This window comes from Lentzea sp. NPDC092896, assembly GCF_044754905.1.
In the GTDB taxonomy this organism is placed as follows: Bacteria; Actinomycetota; Actinomycetes; order Mycobacteriales; family Pseudonocardiaceae; genus Lentzea.
Window position 1 is genome coordinate 222,567 of sequence record NZ_JBIVPX010000011.1, and the last position, 15,650, is coordinate 238,216.

Sequence of the window (15,650 nt, forward strand, 5' to 3'; positions counted from 1 at the left end):
TCAGTCCTCCGAGGGGATCGCGGCGACGCCGGGAGGTTCCGCGCCGGGCCAGCCGCGGAACTCGACCTCCAGCTGGAACCGGTGGCCCAGGTAGTGGTGCTCGGACAGTGCGATGGGCTGCTCGGCGCCGTCGAACGCGATGCGGCGCACCAGAAGCACGGGTGTGGTGGCGGCGACGCCGAGCAGTGTGCCGAGGTCGCCCGCCGCGACGGCCGCGATGCTCTGCCGGACGACGGCGATCTGATTGCCGTTGCGCCGCAACGTCTCCCACGTGCCGGGCGACTCGGCGTCGGCCCGGCTGACCGGGGCGGCCAGTGCCAGCGGCACCCACTCGGTCACGACGTCCAGCGGTGTGTCCCCGGTGCGGCGCAGCGAACGCGCGCGCAGCATCTCGCCCGGTCCCAGCGTCGAGGCGACGGTCGAAGGTGCCTCGCGGTAGCCGTACTCGAGCACCGTGCGCACCAGTGAGACACCGGCTTCGGCCACGGCCGACTGCGCGTGCTGGAACGAGCCGAGCGCCAGTGGCTGGGCGAACGACACCACGTACCAGCCGGCGCCTTTTCGCGACGCCAGCAGGCCCTCGTCGCGGAGCTGCTCCAAAGCCCGGCGCACGGTCACGCGGCTGACCTCGTAGCGGCGGCCCAGTTCGGCCTCGCTCTCGATCGACCCCGCCGGGCCGTAGTCGCCGAGCGTGATCCGTTCCCGCAACTCCACGGCGAGGCGCTGCGACCGAGAACCTGTCATAAACCTGTATCATACAGGCGGGTGCAACCGGATGTCGTTCCGGTCCTGGAAGACAGCTGATCGACAGCTGCGGCTGGGAAAGTGGATCTCATGCGCCCTGCACTGATCGCCGGAGGACTCGCCGTCCTCGCCTCGATGGCCCTCGCCCTGCCCGCCAGCGCCGAAGGTGAGCACGCCGTGCTCTACAGCGGCTCCAACCTGTCCGGCACCAAGTCCGCGGTCGACCTCGCGAACGGCGAGTGCGTGAACGTGGCACCGGTGCGTTCCGGCCTCAACATCTCGTCCGCGAACATCGACGTGTTCTTCAACGCGAACTGCGCCAAGGGCCTGCCCGGCCAGTCCGGCGACACCTACTACGTCCTCGGCAGCCTGCACCAAGGCAACTTCCCGTTCCCTGCCGTGAGCTACCGAGTCCGTTAGACGACAACGAAAAGGGGGCCGCTCACCGGAAGTGAGCGGCCCCTCGTCACACCAGAGTTCAGTTGGTGTTGAGCCGGTCCTCGAACGCCGCCTGCAGCGTGCGGAACGCGGCCACCTCGGCGTCGTACGGGGCGGACGGCGCGAGACGCGTCGGGTCCGGCGACACGACGAACGACACGAGCCAGCCCAGCGACTCGGACGAGGCGAGCGCGTCCTTCACGGACTCGTCCTCGGCCCACTCGGCCGCGTCCTCGAACAGTTCGACGGCGAGGTCGAGCTGCTGCGGGTCGAGGGAGTCGGGGCCCTCCTCCATGTCCTCGGCGATGCCGGTGAGCACGTAGACGTTGTCGTCGTCCACGTCGACGTCGAGCTCGCCCGCGGTGGCCTTGACCTTGATGTCGTTCCAGGTCTCGACCTCGGCCAGGTCGTGCTCGTCGTTCTCGGCCACGAAGCGGCTCAGGGCGCGGTGCGAGGTGAAGACCTCGATCTTGCCGCGGCGGCCCAGGAACACCGGGTCGTCGCCCAGGTAGCAGCGCAGCGTGTAGAACTCGCCGGCCGACGTGATGATCTTGATGGGGTCGACGCCGACCTCGGCCCAGAAGCCCGTGGGCTCGGCCTTCTCCTCGTCGGAGTCCTCGTCCGCGGGGGAGTCGACGGCGGCCGCGGCCGTGGCGGCCGTGGCGGCCTCCAGCGCGGCGAGCTCGTCCTGCGCGACGGAGAGCTCCTTCTCGGGGACCTCCGGCGTGTTCACCACGCTGTCGATCGCGTCGAGGACCTCGTCCCACTTCTCGGAGACGACCTCGGACAGCTCGCCCCACAGCTTGCCGCCGTCACGGCCGCTGAACGGCAGCGTGCCCTGCGGCAGCAGCGAGAAGCCCTCGGCGCTGTCGAGCACCTCGTGGACCTTCTCCAGGTCGCAGACGTCCGCGAGGGCGCGCACGATCGCGATGACGTCGGCGAGCTCGCCGATCGTCCAGGTGTCCGGGTCCTCCGCGACGAGCTCGGGCACGCCGACGAGGTCGAACTGGTGGTTGTCGTCCGGCGAGAGGTCCGCGACACCCAGCGACGGCACGACCGGCCACGCGGGGTGATCGGTCAGGTCGTGCTCCTCGGCGGTGCGCACGAAGGCGGCGAGATGCGCGGCGTCGGGGAAGACGAACAGGTCTTCCTCGTCGCCGAGGAACGCCTCCCACTCCTCGCCCTTCTCGCGCCAGCGGGGTGCCCACAGGGTGACTACGTCACCCTGCGTCAGCCCCAGCTCGATGGGGACGATGTCCTGCGCCATCCTGACCTCCCGGTCACGCCTGCCTGATGCCGTCGACGAGCCTAACGGTGCTGATCACCGGAGCCACGAGGGGTTCTCGAAGAACGCGTCGTCGTCCGGGTTCTCGATGTGCGGCGCCCTCTGCCTGCGCTCCGGTGGTGCCTGCTCAGCGGGGGATTTCGGTGGCACGACGGGGTTCCACGTCGACCGGAAGGGTGAGTCCCCCGCGACGGACTCGACGTCGATCGCCATTCCGTCACCGAGCGCCAGCGCCATCTTGTTGAAGCTGATCTGCACGGCCGCGTTCGTGGCGAGCTGGACGGTCTCGGTGACGACCTGCCCGACGGCCTGCGCGCCCTGCGTGAGCAGCGCGGGGTGCAGGTGCAGGGCCTTGATCTCGCCCTTCGGCGACGCCGTGACCATGCACGTGCCGTTCGGGTGCTCGACCGTGGCGGTGAGGGCCGCGAGCTCGCGCTGGAGACGCTCGGTGGCCTGCAGGCGTTCCTCGTTCACCGCCGCCACCCGAGTTCGTCCTCGTCGGGGCCGCGTTCGAGGCCCACGGCCGTCAGTTCGCGCGGGTCGACCACGCGGTCCAGCGTCTGGTGCAGGCGGGTGTTCGCGTTGCGCTGGGCCTTGTCGGCGATGCGCATGATCTCGGCGGCCAGCCCGTGCGGGCCCATCCGCAACGCCGCCGGGCTCACCGCGATCTGCTGCGGCGGGCCTCCCGGGGTGGCGACCACCGTCACCGCGCCGTCCGGAGAGGACGCTCGTCCCGTGATGGGACCACTGCGCGTGACGTGCTCCGACACCGCCTGCTCGACCTCGCGCACCTTCCGCGCGGCGCGCTGGACGTCGTCGTCCACTCCGATCACCCCCTGATGGGGACAGTGTGCCGCATCCCAGGATCTTCGGTGGCCGCATGTAGCAACGCGGTGAGTTCGGCGGCCACGTCGTCGAGGGGTTCGATGCTGCGCTGGGCCCTGCACAGCGCGACCGCGCCCTCCGCCGCCGAGACGCAGAGGTGGGCGAGGCTGCGCGCACGGGCCGGCGAGACCCCGTGCTCCTCCAGAGACGCGGCCAGCTGGGCCGACCACGCCCGGAACCCGTCCGCCGCGGCCATCAGCGCCTGCGGGCTCGCGTTCTCCTCGATGGCCACCGCGAGCACGGGACAACCGGCCTGAAAACCGGTCTCGGTGACGATCTGCCGCCACAGCGCGAAGAACGCCTTCACCCCGTCGACCGGTCCTTTGCGGAGCTTCGCCGTGAGCACCTTCGAGACGGTCTCCGTCGCCCACTGGACCGCCTCGGTCGCCAGTTGCGTCTTGCCGCCGGGGAAGTAGTGGTAGGTCGAGCCGAGCGGTGTGCCCGCGTGCTTGGCGACCTCGCGGATGCTCGTCGCGTTGAGGCCGCGCCGCCGGATCATGTCGGCCGCGCCGGTGACGATCTGCTCTCGGGACATGTCAGGCCTCTCTGGCTATAACACTCGTCATAGGTTAGCGTCCGCCGAGGGTTATAACAGTCGTCATAGATCGGGGAATGTCATGCCGATGATCGAACTGACCGCGCCGGCCGGATCGCTGACGGACGCGGGCCGCAAGAGCGTGCAGCGCGACCTCGCCGCGTTGCTGCTGAAGTGGGAGGGCGCGCCGGACAACGAGTTCTTCCGCTCGGTGGCGTGGACCTACCTGCACGAACTGCCCGCGGGCGCGCAGACCACCGCCGAGGACGACGCGCCGCGGTTCCGGGTGGACGTCCGGGTGCCGGTGGGCGCGCTGTCCGACCGGCGCAAGGCCGGTCTCGTGCAGGAGGCGACCGCGCTGGTGCTGGAGGCCGCCGGACTGGGCGAGGCCGACGCGTTGCGGGTCTGGGTGCTGATCCACGAGCAGCCGGAGGGGACCTGGGGCGCGGGCGGTCAGATCGTGAAGTTCGCCGACCTGAAGGCCGCGGCCCAGGCCGCGAAGTAGCTCAGCCCGTGGGGCGGTAGAAGCCGTAGAACGACATCCCGCTGTTCGACGTGCGGATCGGCTGCACCTGCACGGGGTCGCCGGCCTCGACCATCTGGCCGTTGCCGATGATCATCGCCACGTGCCCGTCCCACACCACGAGGTCGCCGGGCAGCACCTGGTCCGCGGGCACCGAGGCGCCCATCGCCTGGGACGAGGCCGGGCGCGGGATGTCGAAGCCCGCGCCCCCGTAGGCCCACTGCGTGAGGCCGGAGCAGTCGGTGCCCTGGGGCGGGTTCGCGCCGCCCCACACGTACGGGGTGCCGAGGGCTGACAACGCGTTGCGCACGGCCTTGGCCGCGGTCTCGTTCGGTGCCTCGGCGCTGCTGCCGTCGGGCAGGTTCACGCCGACGCCCTCGCCGGGCTGCGGCGGGATCGCGACGGGCAGGCGCGGGCCCGAGCCGCCGCCTCCTCCTCCGCCGCCGCCGCTGCCCGAACCTCCGCCACCGCCGCCGCCTCCTGAACCGCTGCCGCCACCGCCGCCAGAGCCGGAACCGCTGCCGTTGTTGGAGCCGGGGCCGGATTCCTGCTTCGGGGTGTCGGAGGCGCCGGAGGTCGAGGTGGTGCCCTCGTCGCCGCCCAGCGGGTCGCCGAGTTTCGCCAGCGCGCCCGCGTCCGGCTTCTGCAGGCCGTTGAGCTGCCCGACGAGTTGCGTGAGCTGGTCGCGCACCTTCTGCAGTTCGGCGGCGGTCTTGCCCTGGTAGCCGGACGCCATTCCGGCGAGGTCGGCCACGGCCGCCAGCACGACACCGGGGCCTGCCACGAGCGACAGGGCGAGCGCCGCGGCGAGCTTCGGGGTCGCCTTGGACGTGAACTCGTCGATGAGGCCCTGGATCGCGGTGCGGCCGCCGGTCACCGCGGACACGCCGGTCGAGGCCGCGGTCTTGAGCGCGGAAGCGTTGGAGGACAAGAGGGTCGCGGCCGAGGCGAAGGTCGAGACGCGGGCGGTGAAGGCGTTGGCCTTGTCGCCGGACCACGTGTTCAGCACGGCCGTCGAGGCCGAGCCGTGCCGCGTGCCCAGGTCGGTCATCGCGGTCTGCGCGCGGCCGAAGGCGTCACCGGCCCGCGTGGCGCCGCCGGTGTCACCGTCCAGCTTGGCCAAGTCCTCCTTCATGGGCGCGATGAACTGGCTCAGCAGCCCCTCGACGCTCATGCCTGGCCCGCCTTGGTGATCGCCGCCTTGTGCGCTTCTTCCTGGGCGATGTACGACTCGCGGGCCTTCGAGACCGCGGTGCCGAGACCGGCGAGCCCCGTCGACGCGGCCTTGAGCGCGTCGAGCTGCGCCTGCGCGGCCGTCTGGAAGGCGGCGTTGAGGCCGACCTCGTTGCCCAGTTTGCCGAAGCAGTCGCCCGGGAGGCTGGTCGTGCCGTTCAACGTGCCGCTGCCGACGGTGCCGACCTCGCTCGCCAGACCGCTCACCGCGGACGCGTATCCGGTCAAGGCGTCGAAGTCGACCTTGAGGCCTTGTTCCGCCATCTGAAAGCTCTTCCCCCAGTAGTGACCTGTTCGCGTTGATCCTGCCCCGATGGGCGGTACCTCGCCCGTCGTTCCGCCAAGATCATGGAACGGTGGGTGTGATCGAGCACTGGAACCGGATCCTGGCATGGCTGGCGGAGCACGCTCCGGCCACCCGTGCCGTGTTGCGTCCGAGGTATGACGCGCTGCCGGAGCTTCGGGTTCCGATCGATCTCCAGCTGTGGTGGAGCGTCTACGGCGGCACCGAACAGGGGCGCTTCGCCGAGATCCTGCCGCCCTTCTACACGCCGCTGGGCGCCGATCGCGCGTTCGTGCTCAGGGACACCCACGTGAGCAAGCCCGTCGACGTCTCCGAGGCCGGCGCGCCGACTTCGGGTTTCCACCCCGAGTGGCTGCCGATCGCGTTCGACGGCACCGGCGACGTGCTCGCGGTGGACCTCCGCCCCGGCGTGCTGCGCGGCTGCGTGGTCGAGTGGGACCAGGAGCGCAACGAGATGGTCAAGCCGGAGTGGACGTCGATCGTGGAGATGTTCGACCAGGTCGCGACGGCCCTGGAGACGCGCAGCGCGGTCGGCCACTGCTTCCCGGAGATCAACTCCGCGGGCGAGCTGGGCTGGCGGACGAGCTAGTGGCGTGACCCAGCCCCTTGGCGGGTGAATTCACGCTCAGCAGGGCGCCTCGCGGCACCGCCCCCACACCCCCATACGGTCCAGTATGAGGACATGGGGGCGGCACCACGATGCACCCGTCTGACCGCGAATTCACCCGGCAACGTTCTGGGCCACGCCACTAGACCCGTTCGAGGATGCCGAGCGTGATCAGGCCCTCGACGATCTGGTCGACGCCCAGCGCCGCGAGCAGCACCCCCAGCACCCGCACGAGCACCCAGGCGTAGGTCATCTTCACCCAGCGCATCGCGATGCCGAGCACGGCGATCGCCGCCAGGTCGAGCGCGATCACCGCCGCGAACCCGCCTGCCAGCACGAACGTCGTCTCGACCGACTTCGTGTCCGAGAGCAGGAACAGGTAGGCCAGCGCCACGGGGTTCGCGTAGTAGGCGGTGGCCAACTCGTGCGTGCCGCGCGTGTCGTCGTGCGTCGGTTCCTGCTTGCGTCCGAGCACGAGATCAAGCGCGTGCACGAACAGGATGACGCCGCTCGCCAGGTACAGCGCACCCTCGCTGATGTGGAAGACCGAGAGCAACGCCCGCCCGGCCACCACGACGAACAGGCCGACGCCCAGCGCGATCGCGGTCGAGGTGAACGCCACCCGCCAGCGCGTGCGGGAGTCGGCGCCCTCGGTGTCCATCAGGAACGCCAGCAGGATCTTCGGCGGGCCGACGACGGCGACCAGGATGCTGAACGCCTCCACGAACTTCATGGCGGCCATGATCAGGGGATGGGCCCGGCGGCGCGCGTCACCTCACGCCGCCGGGTGAACGTGGGGTCAGGCGAGTCCTGTCACGCCGAGGTACTTGTCCTTGGCCCAGCCGAAGGAGTTCACCGGGTCGCTGGAGGGGACGGACTGGCTGCGGCCGAAGCAGACCGACCACGAGTTCGCCCCGACACCGGACGACGGGCACTCCCAGATGCCCATCTGACTCCGGCCCTCGGACCACAGGTCCACCGTCGCCGTGGCGGAGAAGAGGCCGGACTGGTTGTTGCGGACGATCACCGCACCCTGCGCGGAACCCCCGCTGGCCGACCTGATCGCACACACCTGCGCGACTACGTTGGTCGTGACCGCCTTGCTGGCGGCGCAGACCCACGTGTGCGGGCTGGACGTGATCGGGTTCGTGTTCCCGTACGCCTTCCAGCTGCCCGCCGCGGCCGAGGCCGGGCTCACCGTCATCGCGGTCAGGCCGAGAAGGGCGGCGGTGACCGCGATCGTTCGCTTGGCTCTCATGCGGACAGGATCCACACAGGTCTTGCAGGCTTTCTGGAATCCGCAGGTCAGCCTGCGCTGACGAGCTCGCGCTGCGGCACAACGGTCTTCACGCGGGCGTAGACCTTCACGGCGGCCAGCGCGCCGAGCCAGCCGAGCGCGGTGCCGGTGGTGTTGGTGATCAGGTCGTCGACGTCGAAGATCCGGTTGGCCCACAGCAGTTGCGAGCCCTCGATCAGCAGCGAGACGCCGTAGCCGATCAACGCGGTCTGGCCGATCGTGCGCCTGCCCCAGAACATCAGCATCGCGCCGAGCGGCACGAACAGCAGCACGTTCAACGTCATCTGGTCGAACGCGATCTGCCCGTCGCGGAAGGTGTCGGCGACCCACTGGAACGGGACGAGCTGCACGGACTGGCGCGGCGGCGCGGTCTGCATCGGCAGGAACGTCGCCGAGAACAGCATGCTCGCGTAGACGGTGACGGTGGCGCCGCGGAAGGTGAGCTGACGGAACAGCAGCTGCGGGAGCAGGAAGACGACAGAAAGGAAAACGCCCCACTGGATGCTAGCGAGCTGTGCATTCGTCATGAATCCAAGTTATGAAAAAGGCCCTCCGCGCACATCGCGCTGAGGGCCAGTTCCATCCTCGTACTTCCGGCCGAGTACTACTCGGCCGCGTAATCCCGAGGGCTGATGCCGCGTAGTACCGGGCCGCACGCCAGGGCCGCCACCAGCGCGACCACGACGCCGACGCCCACCGGGGCGATCACCCACGGCGTGATCGGCATTTCGCCGTGACCCACCAGTCCGCGCGCCAGGGTGAGCAATCCGAGGCCCACGACAATTCCCGCACCGCACGCCGCGATTGTGACGGCGAACACCGGCAACATCACTTCTCGGCGCAATGCGTGAGCCAGGACACGAATCGGAGTCCCTGCCGCGATCAACGCGCCGAAAGTGCGCCTGCGGTCGATCACCGAACCCGCCGCGGCCACCGCCGCGCCGATGCCACCGAGCACCGCCGCGATGGAGAGGCCGATGATCGTGGCCCGCTGGAGGTCCGCCATCAGCGTGTCGCCGAAGAGGCCCCGCTGCTCGCCGTCCACGAGCCGCACGCCCGGCAGCGTGCCGAGCAGCGCGGTGTGCACGGCGTCGCGGTTCTCCGGCGTCGTCGGCACGCCGACCATCGACACCTCGCCCGCCAGCGACGGCAGCAGGTCGCGGTCGATCACCGCGCTCACCCGGCCGCTGCCCTCGAACGGCCGCGTCTCGTACTGCGCCGGCAGCTGCGCGGTCAGCACGTCCTTGCCGCCGCTCGACTTGAACTCGTTGCCCTGCAACGGTCCTGGCGAGTAGACGGCGGGTCCCTCCTGGCAGTGGAGGCCGGTCAGCACCTTCGCGACTTCGGCGCACTCACCGACGACGACGTACGTGCCGTAGTCGCCGCTCCTGATCGTGCCGTCGAGCATCGTGACGATCGGTCCCGAGGTCGCCAGGCGCAACGGCGTGATGTCGTGCGTCACCTGCTCCGCCACGATCGCGTTCTCCAGCCACGTCGAGTCGCGGTACGGGACCTGGCTCTCCAGCCCCGGCAGCATCGTGAGCGCCATCGAGCCGGTGAACACGGCGATCACCACGCCCGCCGAGCCGCGGAACGCCGCCACCGGGTCACCGGCGAGCCTGCGTCCGGCCAGCAACGTCGACGGCCTGCGCCACCGCCCGACGAAGAACCTGCCGACCCACGCGGTCAGCACCGGTCCCGCCAGCACCAGCGCGAGCGCCACCGCGCCGAGGCCGAGGAGCACGACGGTGAACTGGCCGTCGCCGCTCGCCTCCTGCGCGTACATGATGCCGAGGAAGAACACGCCCAGCGCGCCGGCGATGGTCAGCAGCCGCCACGACCTGACCTTGCGCTTCGCCTCCGCCGCGAGCGGCTGGTTCACCACGCGCCGCAGTCCCATGATCGCGGCTCCGACGACCAGCAACGGCGCGAGCACCGCCACCGCCGCCACGACCGCGGGTTCCGGCACGAAGTCACCGGGGTACCAGGTGCCGCCCTCCCACGGGACTTCGGCGGTGACGTGGCTGAACGGCCGCGCCAGCACCACACCCAGCACGCTGCCGACGACCGCACCGATCGCGGTCTCGACGGCGGTCATCACCACGACCTGCCGCGGACTGGCACCGGCGAGCCTGAGCGCGGCGAGGCGCCGTTCCCGTTTCGCCGCGGTCAGCCGGGCGGCCGAGGCGACCAGCACCAGGCACGGCACGACCAGCACCACGAGCCCGACGCGCGTGAGCAGGTAGAGCATGCCGTGGTAGTCGTCGCGGTACGAGCCGGCGCCGCCCCGCAGATCCGCCGCGGGGTAGCCGTTGTCGACCTTCTCGTGGCCGATGATCGCGACGAGTTCGCCGGGGAACTTGAGCGCATCCGGCCCCAGTTCCGCGATCCGCGTGCCGGGGAAGCGGTTGCCGAGTTTCTCCGGAGGGGTGTCGCGCACGAGGTCCGCGAGTGCGGGCGACAGCAGCACCTCGCCCGCCTCCGGAAACCTGGCGATGCCGGCCGCGACCGGGATGGTGCCCTGTTCGGTGCGGGCGACGTCGAACCGTTCGATGAGCTTGCCGTCGTACGAATCCTGGTTCATGGCAACGGAAACGGCGCCCTTGTCGTTCTGGCCGATTCCGTCGCGCCACGCCGTGCGGTCGGCTCGCGCCTGCAGGCCGTTCGGAGCGGCGAGCAGCCACAGGACCAGCGACACCGCGATCATCACGCCCAGTGCGACCAGCACCGTCGCGACCTGGCTGCGGCGGTCCCTGCGCAGCACCGCGAGAGCGATCCTCACGCGGACACCCCCGCCGCGATGCGCCCGTCCTGGATCTCGACGACGCGCAACGCCCGGTCGGCGATCGCCTTGTCGTGCGTGACGATCACGATCGCCGCGCCGGTCTCCTCGGCGGCCTGCAGGAGCACGGTCATCATCTCCTGGCCGGTGCGGGTGTCGAGGGCGCCGGTCGGTTCGTCCGCGAAGATCACCCGCGGGCTGTGCGCGAGGGCCCGCGCGATCGCGACCCGTTGCGCCTGCCCGCCGGAGAGTTCGCTCGGCAGCCGCTTCTCCATGCCCTGCAGGCCGAGCCGGGACAGCCACAGCCGGGCCGCGCCGAGCGACTCCGCGCGTGCACCGCCGGCGAGCAGCATCGGCAGCGCCGCGTTCTCCTCGGCGGTCAGTTCGGCCACGAGCATGCCCGACTGGAACACGAACCCGAACGCCGTGCGCCGCAGCGCGCTGCGTCCCGTCTCGTTCAGCTCGCCGATCGCCCGCCCGTCCAGGAACACCTCGCCGCCGTCGGCGCGCAGGATGCCGGACAGCACGTGCAGGAGCGTCGTCTTGCCGGATCCGGACGGACCGACGACCGCCAGCACGTCCCCGGCCTTGATGTCGATGTCCACCCCGGCGAGCGCGTGCACGTCGCCGTAGGTCTTGACCAGGCCACGAGCGGCCAGAACCGAATTCATGTTTCTCAAGGTGCCGTGCGCGGCGAGGGAAAACCTCGGCCTTAACGACACACCGGATCAGCCGGATGACCGAGGCCGTAGAGGTGTGGTGGTCCTACCGTTGTCTCCCGTGGACAGTCATCGGGGCCAATGGCCGATCGCCGCCGTTCTCGCCTTGCTGATGCTCGGCGAGCTCCTTCTGATGAGCGGGGGCGGCAGCCCCGAGGCGCTGGTGTGGCTGATGACCGTGCCGGTGTGCATCGTCGCCGTCATGTCGTTCAAGTCGCGCGCCTTCACCATCCCGGTGGCGGTCGCGTCGATCTTCCTGTCGTCGTTCGTGATCCGGCTCTTCAACGTGAACCTGCCGACGCTGCTGAGCCCGCTCACCGTCGCTGAGACCGCCGCGTGCCTGGTCATCACGGCCGTGGTCGTGCGAGAAGAGCCCCGCCGCGCCGCCACGTGGTCGGTGGGCTGGCTGGTCGCCGTGAGCTTCTTCGCCGCCATCGTCCGGGACAACTGGATCTCGTCGAGCAACTACAACGAGATGCTCGGCTCGCTCGTGCTGGGCTTCACCGCCGTCGGCACCGGCCTGTACTTCCGCGCCCGCGACACCGAGGGCGGCCGCCTGATCGCCGCCGCCGTCACCGACGCGCAGAAGGAAGAACGCATCGCCCTGGCCCGCGAACTGCACGACGTCGTCGCCCACCACGTGACGGGCATGCTCGTGCAGGCCCAGGCTGCGTTGGAGGTCTCCGACGACGACCCGCACGCCGCCCACCGCCTGCTGCCCGGCATCGTCCGTTCGGGCACCGAGGCCCTGGGCGCGATGCGCCGGCTCGTCGGCACGTTGCGCCAGGGCGAGAACGAGGCCGCCACCACGGACCTGGCCGCCGACGTCATCTCGGCCGTCGAACGCACCCGCGAGCTCGGCTTCGAGACCCGCCTGCGCATCGACCTGCCCGACGTGGTGCCGCCGGAGCTCGGCCGGTCGGTGCTGCGCCTGGTCCAGGAGTCGCTCACCAACGTGCACAAACACGCCGTACGGCCCACCATGATCGACGTGGAGATCTCGCGGACGTCCGGTGGGGCGTTGCGCGTGATCGTGGCCGACGACGGGCAGCTGCACGAGCTGAACCAGGGTGGCTACGGTCTCGTAGGTATGCGTGAGAGGGTCGACCTGCTGGGCGGCCTGTTCTCCGCGGGTCCGCGCGAGCACGGCTGGCAGGTGCTCGCCGAGCTACCCCTGGAAGGGAAGAAGTGATCTCGGTCCTCATCGCCGACGACCAGGAGATGGTCCGCGTCGGGTTTCGGATGATCCTGGAGAAGCAGCCGGACATCACCGTCGTCGCCGACGTTCCCGACGGGATCTCGGCCGTCACCGCCGCTCGGGAGCACAACCCCGACGTGGCACTGCTGGACATCCGCATGCCCGGGATGGACGGGCTCGAGGTGACCAAGAAGCTGTCGCCCACGACGAAGGTGGTCGTCGTGACCACGTTCGACCTGGACGAGTACGTGCACACGGCGTTGGAGAACGGGGCTTCCGGGTTCCTGACCAAGGACGCCGGGCCTGCACTGCTGGTCGAGGCCGTTCGCGCGGCCGCCGCGGGAAACGCGTTGATCTCGCCTCAGGTGACAGTGCGGATGCTGGAGCACTTCGCCCGGCCCGCCCAGCGGCCTGACCTGTCGTTGCTCACGGCTCGCGAGCAGGACGTGGTCCGCGAGGTGGCGCGGGGGCTCTCCAACCAGGAGATCGCTTCGTCGCTGTTCCTGTCGCTGTCCACGGTGAAGACCCACCTGGCTTCGGTGCAGACCAAGCTGAACGTGCGCAACCGCGTCGGGATCGCTTCCTGGGCGTGGCGCGCGGGTCTGGTGAACTCGTGACCGAGCCGGAGTTCCCGCGCACGATCGGCAAGGTGGCGGCGCGTGAACTGGCGTCGCACGGCTACACGACGTTCGACTCGCTGACGAAGGTGTCCGCGAAGACGTTGCTGAAGATCCACGGCGTCGGTCCGAAGGCCATCAGGATCCTCGGCGAGGAGCTGGCGGCGCAGGGCAAGGCCTACGCCGCCGACTAGCTTCCCTAGACACCCATCGGGTGCCAGACCGTCTTCGTCTCCAGGTACGCGCGCAGGCGCGACATGTCCGGCGTGGCGGTGAAGTCCTCGCTGGGCTTGTTGCGCAGCACGCGCTTCACGGTGCCGGCCGCCGACCGCTCCAGGTCCGCGCGGATCGACTCCGGCGCACCGGTGAGGTCCAGCGCGTTCACGTCGCCGTGCGAGGCCAGCCACGGCGCGATCTCCGCGGTGCGGCCGGTGATGATGTTGACGACGCCGCCGGGGACGTCGCTGGTGGCCAGCACCTCGGACAACGTGATCGCGGGCAGCGGGCGGTCCTGCGAGGTGATGACCACGCAGGTGTTGCCGGACGCGATCACCGGTGCGATCACCGAGATCAGGCCGAGCAGCGACGACTGCTGCGGCGCCAGGACGGCGACCACGCCCGTCGGTTCCGGGGTGGAGAACGAGAAGTACGGACCCGCCACCGGGTTCGACGAACCCAGGACGGCCGCGATCTTGTCGGTCCAGCCCGCGTACCAGACCCAGCGGTCGATCGCGGTGTCCACGAGGGACTGCGCCTTCTTGAGCGCGACGCCCTCGGACGTGCCGACCTCGGCGATGAACTGCTCGCGGCGGCCTTCGAGGACCTCGGCCACGCGGTACAGGACCTGGCCCCGGTTGTAGGCCGTGGCGCCGGACCAGCTCGCGAAAGCCTTGCGGGCGGCGGAAACGGCGTCGCGCGCGTCCTTGCGGGAGCCCTGCGCGGCGTTGGCGAGGAACGTGCCCTTCGCATCGGTCACCGGGTAGCTGCGGCCCGACTCGGAGCGGGGGAACTTGCCGCCGATGTAGAGCTTGTAGGTCTTCTCGACCGTGATGCGATCAGACATCGAGGTAGGCCTCCAGACCCGTGCGGCCGCCCTCACGGCCGAAGCCCGACTCCTGGTAACCGCCGAACGGGGCGGTCGGGTCGAAGCGGTTGAACGTGTTGGACCAGACGACGCCGGCACGCATGCGTTGTGCCATCCAGAGAATGCGCGAGCCCTTCTCCGTCCAGATGCCCGCGGACAGGCCGTACGGCGTGTTGTTCGCCTTGGCCACGGCCTCTTCCGGCGTGCGGAACGTCAGCACGGACAGAACCGGGCCGAAGATCTCCTCACGGGCGATGCGCATCGCCTGCGACACACCGGAGAAGACGGTCGGGGCGAAGAAGAAACCCTTGTCCGGCAACGGGCAGGAGGACGTCCACCGGGTGGCGCCCTCGGCGTCGCCCGCGTCGGTCAGCTCCTTGATCTTGGTGAGCTGCTCGCGGGAGTTGATCGCGCCGACGTCGGTGTTCTTGTCGAGCGGGTCGCCGACGCGCAGGGTAGAGACGCGCGCGTGCAGCTTCTCGAGCAGTTCGTCGGCGATGGACTCCTGCACGAGCAGGCGGGATCCGGCGCAGCAGACGTGGCCCTGGTTGAAGAAGATGCCGTTGACGATGCCCTCGACGGCCTGGTCGAGCGGGGCGTCGTCGAACACGATGTTCGCCGCCTTGCCACCCAGTTCCAGCGTGAGCTTCTTCGACGTGCCCGCGAGCTGGCCCTGGATGATCTTGCCGACGTCGGTCGAGCCGGTGAAGGCGACCTTGTTGACGTCCGCGTGCTCGACCAGCGCGGCGCCGACGTCACCGGCGCCAGGGATGATGTTCACGACGCCCGGCGGCAGGTCGCACTGCTGGATGATGTCGGCCAGCACCAGCGCCGTGAGCGGGGTGGTCTCGGCGGGCTTGAGCACGACGGTGTTGCCGCACGCCAGCGCCGGTGCGATCTTCCACGCGGCCATCAGCAGCGGGAAGTTCCACGGGATCACCTGGCCCGCGACGCCCAGCGGCTTCGGGTCGGGCCCGTAGCCCGCGTAGCCGAGCTTGTCCGCCCAGCCCGCGTGGTAGAAGAAGTGCGAGGCCGCCGTCGGGATGTCGGTGTCGCGCGACTCCTTGATCGGCTTGCCGTTGTCGAGCGACTCCAGCACCGCGAGCTCACGGCCGCGTTCCTGGATCTGCCGCGCGATCCGGTAGATGTACTTGGCCCGTTCGGATCCGGGCATCTTCGACCACACGCGGTCGTAGGCCTTGCGCGCGGCCTTGACCGCGGTGTCCACATCGGACTGACTCGCGGTCGAGACCTCGGCGAGCACCTCTTCGGTGGCCGGGTTGATGGTCTTGAGCGGCTCGCCGGTGCCCTCGACGAACTTGCCGTCGACGAACATCTTGTAGCTCGGCTTGAGGTTCGCGATGTCCCGCGACTCGGGCGCGGGGGCGTATTCCCACAT

At 70.0% G+C, this 15,650-nt stretch carries 20 protein-coding genes; 6 read left to right on the forward strand and 14 right to left on the reverse strand.

The features are described from left to right. The gene (locus tag ACIQF0_RS40115) at positions 1-744 is read right to left on the reverse strand and encodes a GntR family transcriptional regulator (RefSeq protein WP_401038906.1); all 744 of its coding nucleotides are present in this window, start codon (positions 742-744) and stop codon (positions 1-3) included. A gap of 90 nt (positions 745-834) precedes the next feature. Between ACIQF0_RS40115 and ACIQF0_RS40120 the strand changes: the two genes are divergently transcribed. Beyond that, on the forward strand, positions 835-1,164 hold the full coding sequence (locus tag ACIQF0_RS40120) for a hypothetical protein (RefSeq protein WP_401038909.1): 330 nt from the start codon (positions 835-837) through the stop codon (positions 1,162-1,164). A gap of 58 nt (positions 1,165-1,222) precedes the next feature. On the opposite strand, the gene ACIQF0_RS40125 is transcribed toward ACIQF0_RS40120, so the two are convergent. From ACIQF0_RS40125 to ACIQF0_RS40140, 4 genes are read right to left on the reverse strand one after another with little or no spacing between them, the layout of a single operon-like run. Beyond that, entirely contained in the window at positions 1,223-2,449 is a 1,227-nt protein-coding gene (locus ACIQF0_RS40125) for a primosomal protein (RefSeq protein ID WP_401038911.1), read from the reverse strand. Positions 2,450-2,503: 54 nt separating this feature from the next. Beyond that, the gene (locus ACIQF0_RS40130) at positions 2,504-2,941 is read right to left on the reverse strand and encodes a YbaB/EbfC family nucleoid-associated protein (RefSeq protein WP_401038914.1); all 438 of its coding nucleotides are present in this window, start codon (positions 2,939-2,941) and stop codon (positions 2,504-2,506) included. Next, entirely contained in the window at positions 2,938-3,291 is a 354-nt protein-coding gene (locus ACIQF0_RS40135) for a hypothetical protein (RefSeq protein ID WP_401038917.1), read from the reverse strand. Before ACIQF0_RS40135 ends, ACIQF0_RS40130 begins: the two co-directional genes overlap by 4 nt. A gap of 5 nt (positions 3,292-3,296) precedes the next feature. Then, a complete protein-coding gene (locus ACIQF0_RS40140; RefSeq protein WP_401038919.1) occupies positions 3,297-3,887 on the reverse strand; it encodes a TetR/AcrR family transcriptional regulator in 591 nt (196 codons plus the stop codon). Positions 3,888-3,975: 88 nt separating this feature from the next. Here ACIQF0_RS40140 and ACIQF0_RS40145 point away from each other — a divergent pair, with 88 nt between their 5' ends. Then, positions 3,976-4,392, forward strand: a complete 417-nt coding sequence (locus tag ACIQF0_RS40145; RefSeq protein WP_401038921.1) for a 4-oxalocrotonate tautomerase family protein — start codon at positions 3,976-3,978, stop codon at positions 4,390-4,392. A 1-nt stretch (position 4,393) separates the two neighbouring features. Here the strand turns inward: ACIQF0_RS40145 and ACIQF0_RS40150 are convergent, their stop codons facing one another. Together ACIQF0_RS40150 and ACIQF0_RS40155 are read right to left on the reverse strand one after the other, a co-directional pair. Beyond that, the gene (locus tag ACIQF0_RS40150) at positions 4,394-5,584 is read right to left on the reverse strand and encodes a C40 family peptidase (protein ID WP_401038924.1); all 1,191 of its coding nucleotides are present in this window, start codon (positions 5,582-5,584) and stop codon (positions 4,394-4,396) included. Further along, complete coding sequence (locus ACIQF0_RS40155) at positions 5,581-5,907, reverse strand: hypothetical protein (RefSeq protein WP_401038926.1); 327 nt, start codon at positions 5,905-5,907, stop codon at positions 5,581-5,583. The genes ACIQF0_RS40150 and ACIQF0_RS40155 overlap by 4 nt, the downstream gene beginning before the upstream one ends. A 92-nt stretch (positions 5,908-5,999) precedes the next feature. Here ACIQF0_RS40155 and ACIQF0_RS40160 point away from each other — a divergent pair, with 92 nt between their 5' ends. Then, positions 6,000-6,536 (forward strand): SMI1/KNR4 family protein, encoded by a 537-nt coding sequence (locus ACIQF0_RS40160; RefSeq protein WP_360044347.1) that lies wholly within the window; start codon positions 6,000-6,002, stop codon positions 6,534-6,536. Positions 6,537-6,696: 160 nt separating this feature from the next. Here ACIQF0_RS40160 and ACIQF0_RS40165 read toward each other — a convergent pair whose 3' ends face one another. The 5 genes from ACIQF0_RS40165 to ACIQF0_RS40185 form a co-directional block, all read right to left on the reverse strand. Then, positions 6,697-7,287 carry a MarC family protein gene (locus tag ACIQF0_RS40165; RefSeq protein ID WP_360044344.1) on the reverse strand — a complete coding sequence of 197 codons (591 nt, stop codon included), beginning with the start codon at positions 7,285-7,287 and terminating at the stop codon, positions 6,697-6,699. A 66-nt stretch (positions 7,288-7,353) separates the two neighbouring features. Then, a complete protein-coding gene (locus ACIQF0_RS40170) occupies positions 7,354-7,812 on the reverse strand; it encodes a hypothetical protein (protein ID WP_401038930.1) in 459 nt (152 codons plus the stop codon). 47 nt (positions 7,813-7,859) lie between these two features. Continuing rightward, positions 7,860-8,378: a VanZ family protein gene (locus ACIQF0_RS40175; protein WP_401038933.1), complete on the reverse strand. Its 519-nt coding sequence runs from the start codon at positions 8,376-8,378 to the stop codon at positions 7,860-7,862. Positions 8,379-8,455: 77 nt separating this feature from the next. Next, positions 8,456-10,633 carry an FtsX-like permease family protein gene (locus ACIQF0_RS40180; RefSeq protein ID WP_401038935.1) on the reverse strand — a complete coding sequence of 726 codons (2,178 nt, stop codon included), beginning with the start codon at positions 10,631-10,633 and terminating at the stop codon, positions 8,456-8,458. Beyond that, positions 10,630-11,304: an ABC transporter ATP-binding protein gene (locus ACIQF0_RS40185; RefSeq protein ID WP_360044333.1), complete on the reverse strand. Its 675-nt coding sequence runs from the start codon at positions 11,302-11,304 to the stop codon at positions 10,630-10,632. Before ACIQF0_RS40185 ends, ACIQF0_RS40180 begins: the two co-directional genes overlap by 4 nt. A 109-nt stretch (positions 11,305-11,413) precedes the next feature. On the opposite strand from ACIQF0_RS40185, the gene ACIQF0_RS40190 reads away from it, so the two are divergent. Genes ACIQF0_RS40190 through ACIQF0_RS40200 form a run of 3 tightly spaced genes read left to right on the forward strand, consistent with a single transcriptional unit; the run spans position 11,414 to position 13,361 of the window. After that, positions 11,414-12,544 carry a histidine kinase gene (locus tag ACIQF0_RS40190; RefSeq protein WP_360044330.1) on the forward strand — a complete coding sequence of 377 codons (1,131 nt, stop codon included), beginning with the start codon at positions 11,414-11,416 and terminating at the stop codon, positions 12,542-12,544. Next, entirely contained in the window at positions 12,541-13,167 is a 627-nt protein-coding gene (locus ACIQF0_RS40195) for a response regulator transcription factor (protein WP_319975078.1), read from the forward strand. Before ACIQF0_RS40190 ends, ACIQF0_RS40195 begins: the two co-directional genes overlap by 4 nt. After that, entirely contained in the window at positions 13,164-13,361 is a 198-nt protein-coding gene (locus ACIQF0_RS40200) for a helix-hairpin-helix domain-containing protein (protein ID WP_360044326.1), read from the forward strand. The genes ACIQF0_RS40195 and ACIQF0_RS40200 overlap by 4 nt, the downstream gene beginning before the upstream one ends. Before the next feature lie 5 nt (positions 13,362-13,366). On the opposite strand, the gene ACIQF0_RS40205 is transcribed toward ACIQF0_RS40200, so the two are convergent. Continuing rightward, positions 13,367-14,230, reverse strand: a complete 864-nt coding sequence (locus tag ACIQF0_RS40205; protein ID WP_401038938.1) for an aldehyde dehydrogenase family protein — start codon at positions 14,228-14,230, stop codon at positions 13,367-13,369. Next, the gene (locus tag ACIQF0_RS40210; RefSeq protein ID WP_360044320.1) at positions 14,223-15,650 is read right to left on the reverse strand and encodes an aldehyde dehydrogenase family protein; all 1,428 of its coding nucleotides are present in this window, start codon (positions 15,648-15,650) and stop codon (positions 14,223-14,225) included. The genes ACIQF0_RS40205 and ACIQF0_RS40210 overlap by 8 nt, the downstream gene beginning before the upstream one ends.

Bases quoted from the DNA above. Each gene is read 5' to 3' on its own strand.
- ACIQF0_RS40115 (WP_401038906.1), bottom strand. From the start codon at position 744: ATGACAGGTTCTCGGTCGCAGCGCCTCGCCGTGGAGTTGCGGGAACGG.
- ACIQF0_RS40120 (WP_401038909.1), top strand. From the start codon at position 835: ATGCGCCCTGCACTGATCGCCGGAGGACTCGCCGTCCTCGCCTCGATG.
- ACIQF0_RS40125 (WP_401038911.1), bottom strand. From the start codon at position 2,449: ATGGCGCAGGACATCGTCCCCATCGAGCTGGGGCTGACGCAGGGTGAC.
- ACIQF0_RS40140 (WP_401038919.1), bottom strand. From the start codon at position 3,887: ATGTCCCGAGAGCAGATCGTCACCGGCGCGGCCGACATGATCCGGCGG.
- ACIQF0_RS40145 (WP_401038921.1), top strand. From the start codon at position 3,976: ATGATCGAACTGACCGCGCCGGCCGGATCGCTGACGGACGCGGGCCGC.
- ACIQF0_RS40150 (WP_401038924.1), bottom strand. From the start codon at position 5,584: ATGAGCGTCGAGGGGCTGCTGAGCCAGTTCATCGCGCCCATGAAGGAG.
- ACIQF0_RS40155 (WP_401038926.1), bottom strand. From the start codon at position 5,907: ATGGCGGAACAAGGCCTCAAGGTCGACTTCGACGCCTTGACCGGATAC.
- ACIQF0_RS40165 (WP_360044344.1), bottom strand. From the start codon at position 7,287: ATGAAGTTCGTGGAGGCGTTCAGCATCCTGGTCGCCGTCGTCGGCCCG.
- ACIQF0_RS40170 (WP_401038930.1), bottom strand. From the start codon at position 7,812: ATGAGAGCCAAGCGAACGATCGCGGTCACCGCCGCCCTTCTCGGCCTG.
- ACIQF0_RS40175 (WP_401038933.1), bottom strand. From the start codon at position 8,378: ATGACGAATGCACAGCTCGCTAGCATCCAGTGGGGCGTTTTCCTTTCT.
- ACIQF0_RS40185 (WP_360044333.1), bottom strand. From the start codon at position 11,304: ATGAATTCGGTTCTGGCCGCTCGTGGCCTGGTCAAGACCTACGGCGAC.
- ACIQF0_RS40205 (WP_401038938.1), bottom strand. From the start codon at position 14,230: ATGTCTGATCGCATCACGGTCGAGAAGACCTACAAGCTCTACATCGGC.
- ACIQF0_RS40210 (WP_360044320.1), bottom strand. From the start codon at position 15,650: ATGTGGGAATACGCCCCCGCGCCCGAGTCGCGGGACATCGCGAACCTC.